Source organism: Acidobacterium sp. S8 (assembly GCF_009765985.1).
Classification (GTDB): Bacteria; Acidobacteriota; Terriglobia; order Terriglobales; family Acidobacteriaceae; genus Alloacidobacterium.
In genome coordinates, this window is sequence record NZ_LMUM01000037.1 from 820,072 (window position 1) to 836,900 (window position 16,829).

Consider the following 16,829-nt stretch of genomic DNA (forward strand, 5'->3'; position numbering starts at 1 on the left):
TTCGCCCCAAGGAGAAAATTACGTTAAGCCACGCCTATAACTCGACGGCTTTGTCTTCAATCAGCTTCACGCTATTGGCAATAAACGTATCGAGCGGAGTAGAACCCTGATCGCCCTTACCGCGCGTGCGCACGCTCACCGCATTCGCCTCGGCTTCCTTATCTCCCATGATGAGGACGTAAGGAACCTTTTGCATCGTGAAGTCCCGAATCTTCGCGTTCATTTTTTCGTTGCGACTGTCCAGCTCTACGCGTAGTCCGGCCTTTTGTAACTGTTGCTGCACTTTTTGTGCATATTCCAGATGGCGCTCACTGATAGGCACGAGCCCGACCTGCACCGGAGCCAGCCACAACGGAAACGCACCGGCATAGTGCTCGATCAGAACTCCGAAGAAACGCTCGACGGAACCGAAGAGCGCGCGATGCACCATCACAGGCTGATGCCGCTCGCCATCTTCGCCGACATATTCAAGCTCAAAACGTGCCGGCAGATTGAAGTCGAATTGCACCGTCGAAAGCTGCCATAACCTGCCCAGCACATCGACCAGCTTGATATCGATCTTCGGCCCGTAAAACGCCGCTTCGCCCGGAATAGTCTTGTACGGAATACCCTTCCGCTTCAGCACATTTTCGAGCGATGAAATCGCAAGCTCCCATTTTTCATCCGACCCGGCATAACTCTGGCGATCCTTCGGATCCCAGGTGGAAAGCTCGACCTTGAAATCATTGAATCCGAATGTCTTGAGCACAGCCTGGGCAAAATCGATGCAGGCAGCCACTTCTTCTTCGATCTGTTCCGGAGTGCAGAAGATGTGCGCATCATCCTGCGTAAAACCACGCACGCGCAACAGACCGTGCATCGTGCCCGAGCGCTCATAACGGTAGACATTCCCCAGCTCCGCATAACGAACCGGCAGATCGCGATAGCTCTTGGGCGAGTTCTTGTAGATGAGGATGTGGCCGGGACAGTTCATCGGCTTCAACCGATAGTCGGCGTCGTCCAACTCCATCTTGGTGAAGAAATTCTGCGAGTAAAATCCTTCGTGTCCGCTGGTCTGCCACAGGTTCACGCGCATCACGTGTGGCGTGTAGACCATATCGTAACCGCGACGGATACATTCTTCGCGCATCCAGTCTTCCATGATCTTGCGGATCATCGCACCCTTCGGATGCCAGAAGATCAGGCCCGCTCCAGCAAGCTCTTGAATCGAAAACAGGTCGAGCTGCTTGCCCAGCACGCGATGATCGCGCTTGGCCGCTTCTTCCAGTCGTGCGAAGTGCTCATCCAGCTCTTTCTTTGAGAAAAATGCCGTGCCGTAAATGCGTTGCAGCTGCGGATTTTTCTCGTCGCCAAGCCAATAAGCTCCTGCAAGATTCGTCAGCTTCACCGCCTTCACACGGCCGGTTGATGGCACATGCGGGCCACGGCAGAAGTCCACAAACGCGCCATTGCGGTATAGCGAAATCTCTTCGCCCGGCTTGGTGAAGCGCTCGATGAAGTGCATCTTCATGAAGTCGTTCTCAGCCTTAAAGCGCGCAAGCCCTTCTTCGCGCGGCTCCCACTCGCGAACAAACTTCTGATCGCGCGCAACCACCTCAGCCATGCGGCCTTCAATCAGCTTCAGGTCTTCGGGCGTAAACGGCGTCGGACGATAAAAGTCATAGAAGAATCCGGAATCGGTAGCCGGGCCGTGACCAAGCTTTGTTTCAGGAAACAGCTCAAGCACCGCCGTTGCCATCACATGCGCGGCAGAGTGGCGAACAACCTTGAGCGCGTCTGGATCTTTTTCAGTCAAAAGCTGCAGCGACACGTCCTCATTCAGAGGCGTGCTGAGATCCACCAGGCGCTCGGCCTGCGGGTCTTCCGATCCATACATGGCTGCTTCGCTGTGCGTTTCATCGTCGTTCGCGGCAGTAGCTGCAGCGTGCAACGGCTTGATGCGCGCCACAACGGCGGCTGCAGCGAGGCGCGGCGAAATGCCGTTGGCCACATCAAACGGGGTCGATCCTGCGGGAAGTTCTTTTACGGAGCCGTCGGGAAGCTGAATTCGAATGGATTTTTCTGATGCACTCATAAGATGAGATAACTGCGAAAACCTCGGTCTTTATCTCATCCATGCTAGCAGGTAGCCGCACAGAAATGCTCTATGCGGGTACCCGGCTGATCGCCGTTCGCAGGCTGAAACCAGCCAGTCCCAAAGCCAGAATCAGATTGATCAGCGCGCGAAAATCCAGCATGTTTTCGATCAGCCTCCCAAACGCCACCGCCATAATCGCCCATCCCAGGCACCCGGCAAAGCTCACCCAGGCCAGGGTGCGGTCAGCAGGACGTCCCACGCGCAGCAGGTTCAGTGCTGCCAGCAGCCATCCGGCAAGTGTCGTGCATTCCGCCCACAGCAAAAGCTCCGGCTTGTGGCCATATGCCTGCAAACTCCCCAGTCCATGACCAAATCCACCGAGCAGCAACAGCCATCCGAAAATTCGGTCTACCGTCTTCATCGAATGTTCTCGCGGTGCTCCGCTACAAAATTCGAGAACCGCTCCACTATCTCAGGCCAGCCGCCATCGACACCCTCGCGCATCTTGGCCGCGCCCGCACCATGCCGCTCCAGGCAGCGATGCTCCAGCTCCACCCGCGTCGATGCCTCCGACTCCGGGATAAACCGCACCTCAACCTCGCTCGCCTTTGCCGGATCAGGGTCATACTGCCAGTCCGGCTGCAGATGCCACGACAGCACCACCTTCGCCGGTGGCTCCCACGCCAGTACCTTGCCCCATTCGCACTCCGTACCGTCCGTTGCGCGTTCATACCAGCGACCGCCTAGCTTGCCTTCCAGAATCGCCGTCTCGTAAGGCTGCTTGCCGATGTGATGGGTCGAAGGCCACCATCCGCCGAAAAACTCCGTAAAGATTTTGAAGGCCTTCGCCTGCGGCGCGCCAACGACGACAGTTTTCAATACCGGGGCCAAAACAGCTTCAGATGACATGCGGTTCCTCCCATCGCTCCGCGGCCGCTTTGAAAGCAGCCAGAGCATCACCCCATAAAAGATCGAGCTCCAGCCGAAGACGAGCCACTCCCTCCGCATCGGCAGCGTAAATGCGACGCGTCCCTTCCTTGCGGTCCCTCACTAGCCCGGCCTGCTTCAAGATACGCAGGTGCTGTGAAACTGCCGGGCGGCTCACCGGAAAGTGCCCGGCCAACTCGCCCACCGACTGCGGCCGTTCAATCAAAGCGCGAAAGATGGCAAACCGTGTCCCGTCGCCCAGCGCCTCGCATCCGGATTGAAGGTAAGCATCCACTTACCGTAAGTAATAACTAACCAAATAAAGACTTGTCAAGAGTCTTTTGATAAGCCACAAACGCAGTTGAGGAAGGGCCTTCGCGGATCAAGTCACCTGTAACCTTCCGCATCAATCCTCGTCGGATAAAGCAGCAGGAGTCGACAATGTTTGATTCAGATGTAAGCCGCGATGACCGGGCAAAGAAGATGACCCGACGAGTCTTCCTTGCCGGCTGCGCGACAGTTGCAGCATCTTTCGCCGTCCTTGGGCTGCGAAAATCTCCTGCCATAGAGGCCGAAACGGCAGTACATGGCACTCCAGGCGAGGTCATAATCGCCAACTTCAGCAATGATGGAAAAAGCCTCGGCAGGCAGACAGTCGCAAAGATTGTGAAAACAGACGCCGAGTGGCGTCAGCAATTGGGCAACAACTCTTTCGATATCGCGCGCAGGGCGGATACAGAGATGCCATACACAGGCGTCACCTGGAATGAGCACGGCCATGGCATCTTTCGCTGTGTCTGCTGTGACACCGCGCTCTTCAGCTCGCAGACAAAATTCGACTCCGGGACTGGCTGGCCAAGCTTCTGGGCGCCAATTGCGAAGGAAAACATAGTTGAAGTCGCGGATAATTCCTTATTAGTCGAACGCACCGAAGTCAAATGCGTGCGCTGCGAAGGCCACCTTGGACATGTTTTCAATGATGGGCCGGATCCGACCGGTCTGCGCTACTGCATGAACTCTGCATCGATGCACTTCATGAAGACATAATCGAGACTCAGAGATCGCTATTCCTCGATCGGTACGAAGCCACCTTGTGGCGGTTTCCGCACACGCGCATGCTGCACCATCGCCGCCGATGCGATTTCGTGCGGTCATAAAACCACAGTACGCACCCATCGCCCTCGCAGCCGCGCACCAGATCGAAATCTGCCGTTGCGAGAAACTCGGCCGCCGCCTCGGCGAGCGGAGCAAGCCATTGCTCCGCCGTCTTGCTCTCATACCGACGCACGACAACAGGGTGTCCGATTTTTGGCTGCGTCAGCTCGCAGTAGCTTCTCCCCTGACTAAGAAAATCGTTCAGTTCCGTAAGATCGAGCCGTTTGCCGTTCTTCCGCTGCATCACCAGCCTTCGCCCCGTCTCGCGAAGCTGGCGCGCCGCCTCCAGCAGTTTGCCGGGCCGCAGGTGTCGCGCCGCATCTCCATCTATCCATCCCGCACGCGCCATCCAGCGAACCACATCGCCGTCGCTCTGCCAGAAATCCACCAGCTCGTCCACTGGCCTGGCAACTGTGTTGAGCATGTCCATCACCGGATCATCGCCCACGAACTCCTGGTCCGGAAAGGTGCTGGACGGAAGCTGACCCGCTGATTTCACGCTACCCATAGAAGCTCCTCGAGAAAGGTGTAACTTTTTATGTATCCGAATGAAGGTTACAACAGTCTCATAATCGTGTAACCTATATTTTAGCTTATAAGGGGTTACAAATCCACCAGTCACCAGGAGCCTGCCATGCCAGAAGTTTCATCTCAGCCTTATCCCGTCGCCCGCACTTCCTTCCACACCGTTCATGCCGACGGCGTGGACGTCTTCTACCGCGAAGCCGGTCGCGCGGATGCGCCGGTCGTTCTGCTGCTGCACGGTTTCCCATCCTCTTCGCACATGTATCGCGAGCTCATTCCCCGGCTGGCCTCGCGCTATCGTGTCATCGCGCCCGATCTACCCGGCTTCGGCTTCACTGTCGTGCCCGAGGCACGCAATTACACCTACACTTTTGATTCGCTCGCTAAGACCATCGGCGCGTTCGTCGACGCGCTCAAGCTCACGAAATATGCCATCTATGTCTTCGATTACGGCGCACCCGTCGGTTTCCGCCTGGCAATTGCTCATCCCGAGCGCATCACCGGCATCATCTCGCAAAACGGCAACGCCTATGAGGAAGGCTTGAGCGATGCCTGGAACCCGATCCAGAAATACTGGGAGGCGCCCACGGCAGAAAACCGTGCTGCCTTAGAGCAGTTCCTCACCCTCGACGCAACGCGCTGGCAATACACCCACGGTGTCGCCAATCCAGAGCAGGTCGTGCCCGAGTCTTACACGCTCGACGCAGCCCTGCTCGATCGCCCCGGCATCAAGGAAATCCAGCTCGACATCTTCCTCAACTATGCCAGCAACGTCGCTCTCTACCCCACATTCCAGAAATATTTTCGCGACTCGCAGCCCCCTCTGCTTGCTATCTGGGGAAAGAACGATCCCTTCTTCCTGCCGGCAGGCGCAGAAGCTTACCGCCGCGATATCCCCAAAGCTACTGTTACGCTGCTCGATACCGGCCACTTCGCCCTCGAAACCCACGTCGATGAGATCGCAACAGCAATCTTTAACCTGTTGCAGTGACTCGTTACTACGCAATTCAGGAATGAAAACTGGTCCACGAAGGCGGCTGCGAAAGTGCCTCCGTGGACCGGTCACTGAGCCAGAGTCTTGACATATATTCCTATATTAGAATATATAGTTTCACGTGGCAGATGCAGACGGCCACCATGCTTTGTTTGAGGTGGCCGTCTTTTCGTATGAAGAATCTTTTCGAAGCAGCGACTGTGGAAGAAGTGAAGCAGCGGGTCGGCCAGCTGCAGCCGGATAGTAGACGACAGTGGGGCTCGATGAACCCAGCACAGGCGATGGCTCATTGTTCGGCAGGGCTGGAGATGGCGCTCGGCAACATCCGTCCACCGCGGGTGCTGATCAGCAGGATTCTCGGGCCAATCATCAAGCCGAAGGCATTTCGTGAGGAAGCGCCGATGCGCCGGAATTCGCCTACGGTCAAAGAGCTCGTCGTGAACGACGACCGCGAGCTGGGAGCGGAACGCGAACGCCTGAGCCGGCTGATCGACCGCTTTTCAACCGCCGGTCCCGCAGGCTGCACCACACATCCGCATGCTTTCTTTGGAAAGCTCACGCCAGACGAATGGTCTATGTGGATGTACAAACATCTGGATCATCATCTGCGACAGTTTGGTATGTAGCGCCAATTCTAAAAATTCGCTGGCGGAGGCGTCCTGGTGCTTGTACTTTGCCCTGATTGGTCGTCATCGCCGACCCCACTAGGCGTAAAATCCGAAATCTTTCGCCGAAGACACCCTTCGGCTACGGACACGAAAATCTTGTCAAGCCCCCGCTGCCGTCACCCAGCTCTATATTGCTGATTCCAAATAGGTTGATCGCGGCCACTAGACTGCCGAAATTATGAAGAAAATTGCTATTCTGGATATAGGAAGAGAATTTGTCTTCAGCGAAAGTAACCACTCAGGCCGATTACCCCGTAAGTCGTTGAAAATACTATAAGCAAAATAAGATTATAAGAATCAATAAGATAGCGGGGAATAATCCCCTGCTATCTTATTGAAAAATAACAAAAAGAAGGATTTACTCAGGGGGTAGGGGGGTATCCAGCCGGTCCCGCAGCCGCTGCATCGTGTTCAGATAAAACGCCAGATTATGCAGGGTGTTCAGCACCGCTGCCAGTGGCTCCTGCGATGCCATCAGGTGCCGCAGATAAGCCCGGCTATAACGCTGGCAGACCATGCAGCCGCACTCCGGATCAAGCGGTCCGTGATCTTCGGCAAATCGCCGGTTCTTGATATTGAGTCGTCCCTCAGAGGTAAAGATAAGGCCATGACGCGCGGCGCGCGTCGGCAGCACGCAATCCATCATGTCGACGCCCATCTTCGCGTATTCCACAATTTCATCGGGATAGCCGACACCCATCACGTAGCGCGGCTTGTCCTTGGGCAGATATGGCAATGTTTCAGCGATGACCTCCCGCGTCAGCTCACGCGGCTCGCCGACGCTCAGGCCGCCAATCGCGTAACCGGGGAAGTCCATCTCGACCAGCCGCTCCGCTGCCTCGCGGCGCAGGTCTTTATACATGCCGCCCTGCACAATGCCGAATAAACTGGGCATAGCCTCGGGCGGCATGTTCGACGCGGGTGCCCCATCCTGAGCCGCAGGCGAAGGGTGGGACGGAACCTGATTCCAAGGCCGCTCATGCTTATGCGCGTCGAAGTGTGTCTTACTGCGTTCAGCCCAGCGCAGCGTCAGATCGAGCGACTTGCGTGCGCGCGCGTAATCTGCGGGGTACTCCGTGCACTCGTCGAAAGCCATCGCAATATCGGAGCCGAGCGCGATCTGTACATCCATCGAGTGCTCTGGAGAAAAGAAATGCTTTCCCCCATCGAGATGCGAGCGGAACTCGACGCCGTCTTCGGTGACTTTGCGCAGCTCATTGAGACTGAAGACCTGAAAGCCGCCCGAGTCAGTCAGGATGGCACGATGCCAGCTCATAAAGCGGTGCAGCCCGCCCATGCGGCGGATCAGCTCATGCCCTGGGCGCAGATACAGGTGATACGTGTTGCCAAGAATAATCTGCGCACCCAGCTCTTCGAGCAGATGCTGTGGCACAGCCTTTACGGAAGCCACCGTCCCGACCGGCATGAAGACCGGCGTCTCCACCGCCGTATGCGGCAAGGTCATGGTGGCGCGGCGTGCATTGCCGCTGGTGGAATGTAGTTGAAAATCTAAAGACACAGAATCACTTTCTTGATCGCCTGCTCGGACTATAGAAGGTTGGCATGAATCCCAAGCTCCTCTGCTACTATCCGCAGGCGCTTGTCCCGCGTCCATAACTTCGCAGGTGGATGGATAAAGATGGACCCGATCAGATGCGCGTCAGTTAAGCCGATAACTCTACGGTATAAGGCTCGCGCCTCCACCATATGCATGATCTCTTCCATCTGGGCGACTTTCAGACAGGGTAGTCTCTGCAGGTAGCCCAGAGTCCGGACCCGATCAGGCAGAGAGCCAAGCGCCAGTTCTCCGATCACAAAGGGATGGATGGCGATGTCGTTCTGCATGAGATGTGTGCGAAGCTCATCATCACCGGACCGAAAATGGTCCACCCAGATCGAAGTATCGGCGAGAATCATCCCTGGGGTGGTCTGCGCCGCGGAACAGGCTTCATCGTCGGAGCCGTGCCGCCTAGCTCTGCTAGCCTGCGGGCGCTTTCCCGCTCAATGAGCGCCTTGAGCGCTTCACGAACCAGCGCGGTTTTTTCCGCCACACCCGTATATTCCTGGGCAAGATGCACCAGCTCGTCGTCCAACGCAAGTGTTGTTCTCATCTCTACCTCCGGCATCAATATTAGCATCATTTGATGTCATATATTTATGTCTCATGAATGCAGATCCATTGACCGCCAAATGTGAACAGGCTAGGCTGCATGCAAGTGATCTTGTTTCTCCCATCCTTTGGCTCACGCTGTCTCTGTTGTCGCTAGTTCTGCGTTCTTTCCCGTTTTTCTAGTCTGTTTTTTCCCTTCCTACTGAGGAATCAGAGATGAAAATCCATCGTTCCATCGTTTTTTCGTCCGTCGTGTCTCTCGTCACACTGCTCGCCGCAGCCGCAACTGTGGATACACATTGGAAAGACGGCCTTCTGCAATGGCGAGAACAGCGAGCGCAGCATCTTTCCGCGCCTGATGGCTGGCTCACGCTCGTCGGCCTGGAATGGCTGCAGCCCGGCGCAAATACCTTCGGCTCCGCAGCCGACAACCGTATTCGTCTCAACGCCGCGGTAGCCGATCATCTGGGTGTTCTTGAACTGAAAGGTAATGACGTCTACCTCTCCGCGCCCGCATCGAGCCTGAAAGTCAACGGCGCTCCCGCGCATGCGCTCAAGATCGATACAGACGGCGAAAAGCCAACAGTGCTGCAGGCCGGAACGCTGACACTGCTCATCATCCATCGCGGCGATCGCTACGCCATGCGCATCAAAGACACGCAGGCGCCCACCCGCATCCACTTTCAAGGTCTGCACTGGTACGCCCCCAATCCGCATTACCGCATTGAGGCAAAGTGGATTCCATTTACGCCGCCGCACGACGTGCCTATCCCAACGATCATCGGCACGACAATTAAGCTGCCCGCGCCCGGACTCGCGGAGTTCACCATCGATGGCAAGACCATCCAGTTAGAGCCAGTTATCGAAGAGCCGGGAGACAAGCAGCTCTTCTTTATCCTGCGTGACACAACCAGCAGAACCATGACATATGGAGCGGCACGCTTCCTCTACGCGGACTTCCCCGACAACGGACTCGATAAGCCGGGCCACATCGTGCTCGACTTCAATCGCCTGCAGAATCCCCCGTGCGCCTATACCCCGTATGCGACGTGCCCGTTGCCTCCCCCGCAGAATAAGCTGACGGTTGCGTTGCCGGTAGGTGAGCAGCGATATTCACATTGAGTATTTACTAAAAAGCAACCCCCACGGCACGAAGCGCGCAAAGGTTGTCATTCTGAACGAAGTGAAGAATCCAGATAGTGCTTGCAGGCAAAATGTCTTTCAGGCTTTCTGCCTGAAATATTGCTTGAAACGGAGTATTTTCTGGACTCATCGCGCGGATGTCGCCCTCAGAATGACGGCTGCTGAAGGAATGGTTTCGTAAGATTTGCAGTAAAAAGGAGCGGGATTTTATCCGCTCCTTTTTACTGGTAGGTATGTTCGTCTGACAAGGACCAGCCGCAGGCACGCTCACAGTGCCGTCGTGACAGCCTTCACTTCGGTGTAATTGTTCAGCACTTCGGAGCCCATCTCGCGGCCCCAGCCGGATTGCTTATAGCCACCGAAAGGCAGCGCCGCGTCGAAGACGTTGTGGCAGTTGATCCACACCGTGCCGGAGCGAATACGCTTGGCCATTTTGTTTGCCGTCGAAATATCGCGGGTCCAGATGCTCGCGGCAAGACCGTACGGCGTGTCATTTGCTTCCTTGGCGATGCGATCGAGATCGGAATCGTTATAAGGAATGGCGCAGACGACTGGGCCGAATATTTCTTCGCGGATGACCTTCATATCCGGATTCGTCTTTGTCAGCACCGTCGGCTGCACAAAGTAGCCCTTGCCCGCAGCTTTTTTGCCGCCGGCTGTCGCCTTGGCGCCTTCACTCAGGCCGGAGTCGATATAGCCGTTGACCTTCTGGAACTGCTCTTCTGAGACCAGAGGCCCCATTTCAGTCTGAGGATCGAGCCCGTTGCCGACGCGGATCTTTGATGCGATATCGGAGACGCCTTCAACGACCTTGTCGAAGATGCTCTCGTGCGCGAGAAGCCGCGAACCGGCGCAGCAGCACTGTCCGTGATTAAAGAAGATGGCCGAAGCTGTCCCAGCAATAGCGCGATCAAGATCAGCATCCGGGAAGATAATCGCCGGTGACTTGCCACCCAGCTCCAGAGTGACCTTCTTCAAATTTCCGGCAGCGGCATGCACAATCAGCCTGCCCACCTCTGTCGATCCAGTGAAGGCGATCTTGTCGACCAGGTCATGCGCAGCCAGCGGTGCGCCCGCACCCTCACCGTATCCCGTCAGCACATTGACAACGCCATCAGGAAAACCCGCTTCGTGGATCAACTCGGCCAGCTTCAATCCGCTGAGCGGTGTCTGCTCGGCCAGCTTCAACACGACCGTACATCCGGCAGCGAGCGCGGGACCGAGCTTCCACGCAGCCATCAACAGAGGGAAATTCCACGGAATAATCTGCCCGACGACGCCAATCGGCTCGCGCAGCGTGTAGCTCAGGTAATCGCCAGGAAAGGAAATGGGAAACGTGTGGCCCATGATCTTGGTTGACCACCCGGCCATGTAGCGGAAGAGATCGATCGCCAGAGGAACATCGGCGACGCGCGCCACGGCGAGAGGCTTGCCGTTGTCCATCGATTCGATCTCGGCAAACTCCTCCAGATGCTGCTCCATCAGGTCGGCCAGTTTCAGCAGGAGCCGGCCACGCTGCGATGGGCTCATCTTAGACCACGGGCCTTCATCGAAGGCGCGGCGAGCGGCTTTTACGGCGCGGTCAACATCTTCCGCTTCAGCCTCAGGCACGTGCGCCATAACCTCGCCCGTGGCCGGGTTGTAGACGGGGAGGGTTTTGCCGGAAGCGGCCTGTACGAACTTGCCATCGACGAGCATGCGATGCGACTGAGAGATGAAATCTGATGTTTTGCGGTCGAGGCGGGGATCAAGGGCAATCGTTGCCATAGCGAAACTCCTTTGCGGACGGCCACATTTCAAAAGACGTAGAAGGGCCGAATCTGCGCAGCCAACACAATACACCCCGCGCAGAGGCGCTGTAAAAGACACGGCAACAGAGGGTTTTCAAGGTATTGAACAGCAGCACTCTTGCGTAAGAGAAGCAATCATTCTATGCTCTTGTCAATCATTGAGGGGAGAGCATGACGAAATCAAACGACCTGCTCCAGGGCACGCTGGACCTGTTGATTCTCAAAACTCTGAGCCTTGAGCCAATGCACGGCTGGGCCATTGCGCAGCGTATTCATCAGCTCTCGAACGATGTTCTGCGCGTGAACCAGAGCGCGCTCTATCCTGCGCTACACCGCCTTGAGCATCAGGCATGGATTCAGGCTGAATGGGGCGAATCGGAGAACAACCGTCGCGCCAAATACTACTCGTTGACTAAAGCCGGGCGGAAACGCCTCGAAGCAGAAGAGCAATCATGGGATCGACTCTCATCGGCGGTCCAGGGTGTTTTGAAAGCTGTGTGAGGTTTTCGATGCGCATTGTTCAAAGCCTGCTTCGCCGTCTGCGTTCCTTGCTGAAAAAAGATTCGAGCAATGTGGATTTGAGCGAAGAGTTGCAGTTTCATCTCGAGCATCAGGTAGAAGCAAACATCTCCCGCGGCATGTCGCCCGAGGAGGCGAAGGCGGCAGCAAGAGCCGAATTCGGCAGCGTAGCGGGAGCCACAGAAGCCAGCTATGAAGCCCGTGGCGTAGCTTTGCTCGACGACCTTGTGCAGGACGTTCGCTACGGTCTGAGGACGCTCATCAAGCATCGCTCTTTCACTCTTGTCACCATCCTCACTCTCGCTCTGGGAATCGGTGCATGTACGGCGATCTTCAGCGTTGTGAATGCCGTGCTCATCCGGTCGCTGCCTTATGGCGATGCGGGCAAACTGGTCTACCTCTTCACACCGAATCCTCAGCTTGGTCTCCCTGCTGAGGTTTTCGGACCCAGCTATGCGGATTATTCGGATTTGAAGAAGCAGAGTCATTCTTTCTCCGAGATGACGTTGTTTGGACAAGGAACCTACAACCTCGCTGCGGGTGATCGGCTGGAAAGAGTGAGCGCCGCGACAGTCGACGCCGATTTCTTTGCGACTCTGCAATCCACTCCTGAGCTTGGCCGCGTTATCAGCACAAGTGACGAGCAGCCGGGGAACAATCGTGTCGTTGTCATCAGTCATACACTCTGGCAGAACATGCTTGGCGGAAGAAGCGACATTTTGGGATCTACGCTGCGGCTCGATGGAACTTCCTATCAGATCGTTGGCGTCATGCCGCGAGATTTTGGCTATCCGCACAAAAGCGATCTCGCTTATGGCAATGGCCGCATCGACACGACGCAGCTCTGGATGCCTTCCGCTTTAACACCTCAGCAGCGGGCGGATCGAGAAGCCTCCAACGGTTATGCCATTGCACGCTTGAAGCCGGACGTGACGTTGCGAGAAGCGCAGACCGAGATGAGCACGATCATGGCTCGACTGAATCTGCTTCATACTCCGGAGATGCGTGGGTGGGGCGCATATATCAAACCGTTTCGAGATAGCGCCGTGGGCCCGGTGAGGCCGTTGATGTGGTTGCTGATGGGAGCCGTCGGAGTTGTGCTGCTGATCGCATGCGGCAATGCTGCCAACCTTTTGCTGGCAAGGGCTGCCACCAGAACTCACGAACTGGGCGTGCGAGCAACGTTAGGCGCGCGGCGCGGCCGGCTGTTACGTCAAATGTTGACGGAATCTCTGATGCTGAGCGTGGCAGCCGGTTTTGTGGGTATCGGGTTGGCCTACTGTTTTCTTCATGTACTTCTAAAACTTGATCCCGGAGATATTCCGCGCATGCTCGACGCAACGCTGGATATCCGTGTCATGGTCTTCGTTATTTTTGTGACTGTGCTGACCAGCGTTCTCTTCGGCATTCTGCCCTCTCTTGCTGCAACGCGTATCAATCTCGCGGAATTTCTAAAGAGCGGCGGTATGCGCGGCATCATGGGAGATCGCAGGAGAGTGAGAAACGGCCTGGCGATTGCACAGGTTGCACTCGTAGTTGTCCTGCTTACAGGAGCCGGTCTGCTGCTTCGGAGCTATGTCAAAATTCTTTCCCTTCAAACTGGCTTCGCCGCCTCTACCGTCACCGTGAATGTGCAGCTGAACCCGCAGTATGAAAGTGCGCAGAAGAGGTGGGATTTTTTCGAGCAGCTTCTTGACAAGGTAAAACTGGTTCACGGAGTTCAAGCTGCGGGCGTAGTGGACTATCTGCCGCTAAGCAACTCAGAGAGCCTGACCTTCTTTGACGTTCTCGGTTATGCAAACCAGAAAAATCAGCTCGTGGAGACGTGGAGGGTCACACCGGATTATCTTTCCGCGATGCAGATCCCTTTGCTCGAGGGCAGAGGTTTTAATGATGACGATGGGCCCGGACACTCACCGGTAGCGCTGGTCAACGAGGCCTTTGCGAAGAAATATCTCGTTGGCAGCAATGCAGTCGGGCATAAGCTTCGCATGTCGTCTCAAGACCCGTGGACGACGATCATTGGTGTCGTGGGGGATGTTCGGAGCAGAAGTCTTGAGGCCGCCGTACCGCCGCAAATGTACACGCCATTCTGGCAGAGAGACTTTGGAGACAATCTCATGGGCATGAGCGCCTTCATTGCAGTGCGCTCATTCTTGCCGCAGGATGTCGTTGTCTCTGAAGTTCGTTCAGTCGTGCGAAGTCTCGATCCGAATCTGGCCATTGCAAACGTTCATGCCATGGGTGCCTTGGAAACAGCGGCCGCAGCCAGACGCCGCTTCCAGACAACCTTGTTGGCCGTATTCTCAGGGATCGCTATGGTGCTCGCTATTGTCGGTGTGTATGGCCTGCTTGCGTACTCAGTCAGGCAGAGAACAGGAGAGATCGGCATCCGGATGGCGCTCGGTTCCTCTCGCGTGGGAGCAATGCGCCTGGTTTTGCAGGAGGGGCTCCGCCTGCTCGGAATTGGTTTGTTGGTCGGCCTCGCCGCAGCTTTGGCGTGCATGCGGCTGTTATCCGGCTTTCTCTATGACGTGCCTGCTATCGACCCGCTTACATTTCTCATGGTTCCAGCATTGCTGTTCGCTGCAACGTTCATCGCATGCCTCATCCCGGGATACAGAGCGGCATCCATCGATCCGATAAACGCATTGCGCCACGAGTAGTAAGTGTCGTTTATTCACCGAACCGCAGCCGGAGGCCAAAACGCGCGAGACGTGGTGTACCGAGGGTCGTCAGTGGGGTTTTTCCCACTTCAATCGACCGGTCGAAAAGATTCTCCCCAGCCGCAAACAGCTCAACATGCCGTCCAAACTCACGCGAGCCGTATGCGTCGAGGCGGAAATAGCTGTGGAGCAGATAATTGTTCGCGTCATCGTCAAATTGGCGTCCACTGATACGTGCCTGGAGACTTAATACTCCGATCCGACGATCGCTGACACGCACCTGGGTAGTCGCCATGTTGCGCGCGACCTGTGGAATCCAATTGCCGACAAGCTGAGGCTGCTGTGTGTAACTGGTAACTGTCGCGTTCGCAAATTGATAGCCGCCGGTTAGCGTGGCCCAGCGTACCGGATGCGACTCGTAATCGACTGAGACGCCGCGGCTTTCAATCTGCCCGAGATTTTCGCGCTGCAGCAGCGTGGATGTCGGCGTGCTGCTCAGCGTAAGCGCCGTGATCGGGCGATTCACCCGTGTCCAGAAATAACTCACGCGCAACATCGATTGCCATTGCGGCAGGTTTGCCTGGAAACCCGTTTCCCATCCCGTAGCGCGTTCTGAGCGCAGGTTCGCATTGGGCAGCGTGACCTGCTGGCCTACCTGACCCGTGCGGTAAAGCTCGTTCTGAGTAGGTGCGCGATAAGCGCGAAATCCGGAGGCATGCAGCGCGAAGTTGCTGGTGATGCGCCGCGAAAGTCCGAGACGCGGATCGAAGACCGTCTCACTGAACGATGGATATGTCTTGACAGTATTCTGTGTCCACTGCGCTGCATCGAAATTTGAAAAATGATCGACACGCCCCGAGGCGCTCAGTGTCCACTTGCCGGGAGTTGAAAGCGCTTCGCCGTAAATACCCGTCTGCCTCTGACGGGCTGCTGTGTTCTGGATGCCGCCGGCGCCAGCGAAGAGCACTTCATCATCCGACGCGCGGACATCGTGCGTATCCGCGCCGGCAAGCACGACTGTTTTTGCGCCGATTGGCTGTCGCCAGTGCGCTGCTGCTCCAAGCTCATCTGCAGGGTCTTCTGCGTAACGAGTCAGAGTTTCCGCAGTGCGAGTGGAGTTGATCGACGAAAATGTCTGGCGGTAATGCTCCGTGCTGCCGTAGAAGCGAAACGTAAGTTGTGACCAGTCCGTGCCCGCCGAGTATCGCCAAAGTCGTGTCGCGTTCTTTTGCAGTGGCGTGCCGTTGTCGCGAGCCTCGTTGAATCCACTCCCGCGCAAAAAGATACGGTTACTGTTACGAATTGTACGCTCCAGATCGATTAGCCCATTCTGCGAATGCACGTTGTTCGCCTGGTCAATGGGGCCGCGCAGATCGGGAGCTGTAAGGATGTATCCGTCTGTGCCGACGATGCCGCCCGCAAACAAGCCGCCCCAGGGACCGCGCTTCAGAGAAGCCAGCACGCCATTCTCGGTTGTGCTTTCACCGCCATAGCCGGTTGTCAGTGCAAAAACATCTCGTTCCGGCTTCACCGGCATCACGTCAATGACGCCACCAATGGCACTCGACCCATAGAGATCGGAGGCTCCGCCGCGCACCACTTCCACCGATTGCACCGCGAGCGCCGGCATCTCTTCCCAATGGATCCAACCACCGTAAGGATCATTCAGCGGCACATCGTCGGAGACAACCAGCGTGCGGCTCGCCGCAGTCGAACCCAGTCCGCGCAGCGATATGCCCTGCGACGTAGGGTTCGCCACGAGCGAGCTTGAACGGCGAAAAAGTTCTACTCCCGGCACCTGCCGAAGACGGCCGTCGAGCGCTGGTGTAGCCGCCTCCTGTAGCTGTCGCGTTCCCATCACGCGAGTGCTGACCGGGCTGTCTAGTGTGTCCAACGGGGAGCGATACGCCGTGACGACCACTTCTTCATGGTGCTGCAGTAAAGTGATGTGTGCGTCAGCGAGAGGCAAAAGTGTAACCGTAATGGTTCCATATCCCGGAGCGTTCGCCCGCACCGTAATAGCAGCCTGAGATGAATTCGAAAAGTGGAACCTTCCATCGTCCCCACTTACGGCGAGTACAGAGCCATCCGTGCCATCAATCTCAGCATGCGCAATGGGGCTACCATCGTCATTGAGCACAATGCCGGAGAATGGTTGCAACTGCTGGGCCCGGCAGACAGGCAAAAGAATGAAGCCATACAACAAGGATGCGACCATCAGCAAGCCAAAGCTGGTTACTTGTCTCTTCATCTTC

Annotated in this window: 16 protein-coding genes; 6 read left to right on the plus strand and 10 right to left on the minus strand. The window is 56.4% G+C overall.

Features of this window, described 5'->3' with window-relative positions:
- Window positions 1–34: 34 nt before the first annotated feature.
- The 4 genes from thrS to GSQ86_RS22200 all read right to left on the minus strand — a co-directional run bounded on the left by thrS (window position 35) and on the right by GSQ86_RS22200 (window position 3,299).
- The gene (thrS, locus tag GSQ86_RS22185) at window positions 35–2,074 is read right to left on the minus strand and encodes a threonine--tRNA ligase (RefSeq protein WP_158752317.1); all 2,040 of its coding nucleotides are present in this window, start codon (window positions 2,072–2,074) and stop codon (window positions 35–37) included.
- Window positions 2,075–2,144: 70 nt separating this feature from the next.
- Window positions 2,145–2,498, minus strand: a complete 354-nt coding sequence (locus GSQ86_RS22190) for a hypothetical protein (protein WP_158752318.1) — start codon at window positions 2,496–2,498, stop codon at window positions 2,145–2,147.
- Window positions 2,495–2,986: an SRPBCC family protein gene (locus GSQ86_RS22195; RefSeq protein WP_158752319.1), complete on the minus strand. Its 492-nt coding sequence runs from the start codon at window positions 2,984–2,986 to the stop codon at window positions 2,495–2,497. Before GSQ86_RS22195 ends, GSQ86_RS22190 begins: the two co-directional genes overlap by 4 nt.
- Window positions 2,976–3,299, minus strand: a complete 324-nt coding sequence (locus tag GSQ86_RS22200; protein ID WP_158752320.1) for a helix-turn-helix transcriptional regulator — start codon at window positions 3,297–3,299, stop codon at window positions 2,976–2,978. Before GSQ86_RS22200 ends, GSQ86_RS22195 begins: the two co-directional genes overlap by 11 nt.
- Before the next feature lie 146 nt (window positions 3,300–3,445).
- Here GSQ86_RS22200 and msrB point away from each other — a divergent pair, with 146 nt between their 5' ends.
- Window positions 3,446–4,051, plus strand: coding sequence for a peptide-methionine (R)-S-oxide reductase MsrB (gene msrB, locus GSQ86_RS22205; RefSeq protein ID WP_158752321.1), 606 nt, complete (start codon window positions 3,446–3,448; stop codon window positions 4,049–4,051).
- Between the two features lie 7 nt (window positions 4,052–4,058).
- Here the strand turns inward: msrB and GSQ86_RS22210 are convergent, their stop codons facing one another.
- Window positions 4,059–4,667, minus strand: a complete 609-nt coding sequence (locus GSQ86_RS22210; RefSeq protein WP_158752322.1) for an ABATE domain-containing protein — start codon at window positions 4,665–4,667, stop codon at window positions 4,059–4,061.
- A gap of 126 nt (window positions 4,668–4,793) precedes the next feature.
- Between GSQ86_RS22210 and GSQ86_RS22215 the strand changes: the two genes are divergently transcribed.
- Both GSQ86_RS22215 and GSQ86_RS22220 read left to right on the plus strand, forming a co-directional pair.
- Window positions 4,794–5,675, plus strand: coding sequence for an alpha/beta fold hydrolase (locus GSQ86_RS22215; protein WP_158752323.1), 882 nt, complete (start codon window positions 4,794–4,796; stop codon window positions 5,673–5,675).
- A 176-nt stretch (window positions 5,676–5,851) separates the two neighbouring features.
- The gene (locus GSQ86_RS22220; RefSeq protein ID WP_158752324.1) at window positions 5,852–6,304 is read left to right on the plus strand and encodes a DUF1569 domain-containing protein; all 453 of its coding nucleotides are present in this window, start codon (window positions 5,852–5,854) and stop codon (window positions 6,302–6,304) included.
- A 400-nt stretch (window positions 6,305–6,704) separates the two neighbouring features.
- Here the strand turns inward: GSQ86_RS22220 and GSQ86_RS22225 are convergent, their stop codons facing one another.
- The 3 genes from GSQ86_RS22225 to GSQ86_RS22235 are packed head-to-tail and all read right to left on the minus strand — an operon-like array spanning window position 6,705 to window position 8,457.
- Window positions 6,705–7,865, minus strand: coding sequence for a tRNA guanosine transglycosylase (locus GSQ86_RS22225; RefSeq protein ID WP_216841256.1), 1,161 nt, complete (start codon window positions 7,863–7,865; stop codon window positions 6,705–6,707).
- A gap of 29 nt (window positions 7,866–7,894) precedes the next feature.
- Window positions 7,895–8,263 (minus strand): type II toxin-antitoxin system VapC family toxin, encoded by a 369-nt coding sequence (locus GSQ86_RS22230; protein ID WP_158752326.1) that lies wholly within the window; start codon window positions 8,261–8,263, stop codon window positions 7,895–7,897.
- Complete coding sequence (locus GSQ86_RS22235; RefSeq protein ID WP_158752327.1) at window positions 8,260–8,457, minus strand: type II toxin-antitoxin system VapB family antitoxin; 198 nt, start codon at window positions 8,455–8,457, stop codon at window positions 8,260–8,262. The genes GSQ86_RS22230 and GSQ86_RS22235 overlap by 4 nt, the downstream gene beginning before the upstream one ends.
- Before the next feature lie 215 nt (window positions 8,458–8,672).
- On the opposite strand from GSQ86_RS22235, the gene GSQ86_RS22240 reads away from it, so the two are divergent.
- Window positions 8,673–9,578, plus strand: coding sequence for a DUF1684 domain-containing protein (locus tag GSQ86_RS22240; protein ID WP_158752328.1), 906 nt, complete (start codon window positions 8,673–8,675; stop codon window positions 9,576–9,578).
- Between the two features lie 288 nt (window positions 9,579–9,866).
- Here the strand turns inward: GSQ86_RS22240 and GSQ86_RS22245 are convergent, their stop codons facing one another.
- Entirely contained in the window at window positions 9,867–11,366 is a 1,500-nt protein-coding gene (locus GSQ86_RS22245) for an aldehyde dehydrogenase family protein (RefSeq protein ID WP_158752329.1), read from the minus strand.
- 194 nt (window positions 11,367–11,560) lie between these two features.
- On the opposite strand from GSQ86_RS22245, the gene GSQ86_RS22250 reads away from it, so the two are divergent.
- Both GSQ86_RS22250 and GSQ86_RS22255 read left to right on the plus strand, forming a co-directional pair.
- Window positions 11,561–11,890, plus strand: a complete 330-nt coding sequence (locus tag GSQ86_RS22250) for a PadR family transcriptional regulator (protein WP_158752330.1) — start codon at window positions 11,561–11,563, stop codon at window positions 11,888–11,890.
- An 8-nt stretch (window positions 11,891–11,898) separates the two neighbouring features.
- Window positions 11,899–14,574 carry an ABC transporter permease gene (locus GSQ86_RS22255; RefSeq protein WP_158752331.1) on the plus strand — a complete coding sequence of 892 codons (2,676 nt, stop codon included), beginning with the start codon at window positions 11,899–11,901 and terminating at the stop codon, window positions 14,572–14,574.
- 10 nt (window positions 14,575–14,584) lie between these two features.
- Here GSQ86_RS22255 and GSQ86_RS22260 read toward each other — a convergent pair whose 3' ends face one another.
- Complete coding sequence (locus tag GSQ86_RS22260) at window positions 14,585–16,825, minus strand: TonB-dependent receptor (protein WP_158752332.1); 2,241 nt, start codon at window positions 16,823–16,825, stop codon at window positions 14,585–14,587.
- Window positions 16,826–16,829: the final 4 nt, after the last annotated feature.

Coding starts and splice junctions, on each gene's coding strand:
- thrS (WP_158752317.1), bottom strand. CDS start 2,074: ATGAGTGCATCAGAAAAATCCATTCGAATTCAGCTTCCCGACGGCTCC.
- GSQ86_RS22190 (WP_158752318.1), bottom strand. CDS start 2,498: ATGAAGACGGTAGACCGAATTTTCGGATGGCTGTTGCTGCTCGGTGGA.
- GSQ86_RS22195 (WP_158752319.1), bottom strand. CDS start 2,986: ATGTCATCTGAAGCTGTTTTGGCCCCGGTATTGAAAACTGTCGTCGTT.
- msrB (WP_158752321.1), top strand. CDS start 3,446: ATGTTTGATTCAGATGTAAGCCGCGATGACCGGGCAAAGAAGATGACC.
- GSQ86_RS22210 (WP_158752322.1), bottom strand. CDS start 4,667: ATGGGTAGCGTGAAATCAGCGGGTCAGCTTCCGTCCAGCACCTTTCCG.
- GSQ86_RS22215 (WP_158752323.1), top strand. CDS start 4,794: ATGCCAGAAGTTTCATCTCAGCCTTATCCCGTCGCCCGCACTTCCTTC.
- GSQ86_RS22220 (WP_158752324.1), top strand. CDS start 5,852: ATGAAGAATCTTTTCGAAGCAGCGACTGTGGAAGAAGTGAAGCAGCGG.
- GSQ86_RS22230 (WP_158752326.1), bottom strand. CDS start 8,263: ATGATTCTCGCCGATACTTCGATCTGGGTGGACCATTTTCGGTCCGGT.
- GSQ86_RS22235 (WP_158752327.1), bottom strand. CDS start 8,457: ATGAGAACAACACTTGCGTTGGACGACGAGCTGGTGCATCTTGCCCAG.
- GSQ86_RS22240 (WP_158752328.1), top strand. CDS start 8,673: ATGAAAATCCATCGTTCCATCGTTTTTTCGTCCGTCGTGTCTCTCGTC.
- GSQ86_RS22245 (WP_158752329.1), bottom strand. CDS start 11,366: ATGGCAACGATTGCCCTTGATCCCCGCCTCGACCGCAAAACATCAGAT.
- GSQ86_RS22250 (WP_158752330.1), top strand. CDS start 11,561: ATGACGAAATCAAACGACCTGCTCCAGGGCACGCTGGACCTGTTGATT.
- GSQ86_RS22255 (WP_158752331.1), top strand. CDS start 11,899: ATGCGCATTGTTCAAAGCCTGCTTCGCCGTCTGCGTTCCTTGCTGAAA.
- GSQ86_RS22260 (WP_158752332.1), bottom strand. CDS start 16,825: ATGAAGAGACAAGTAACCAGCTTTGGCTTGCTGATGGTCGCATCCTTG.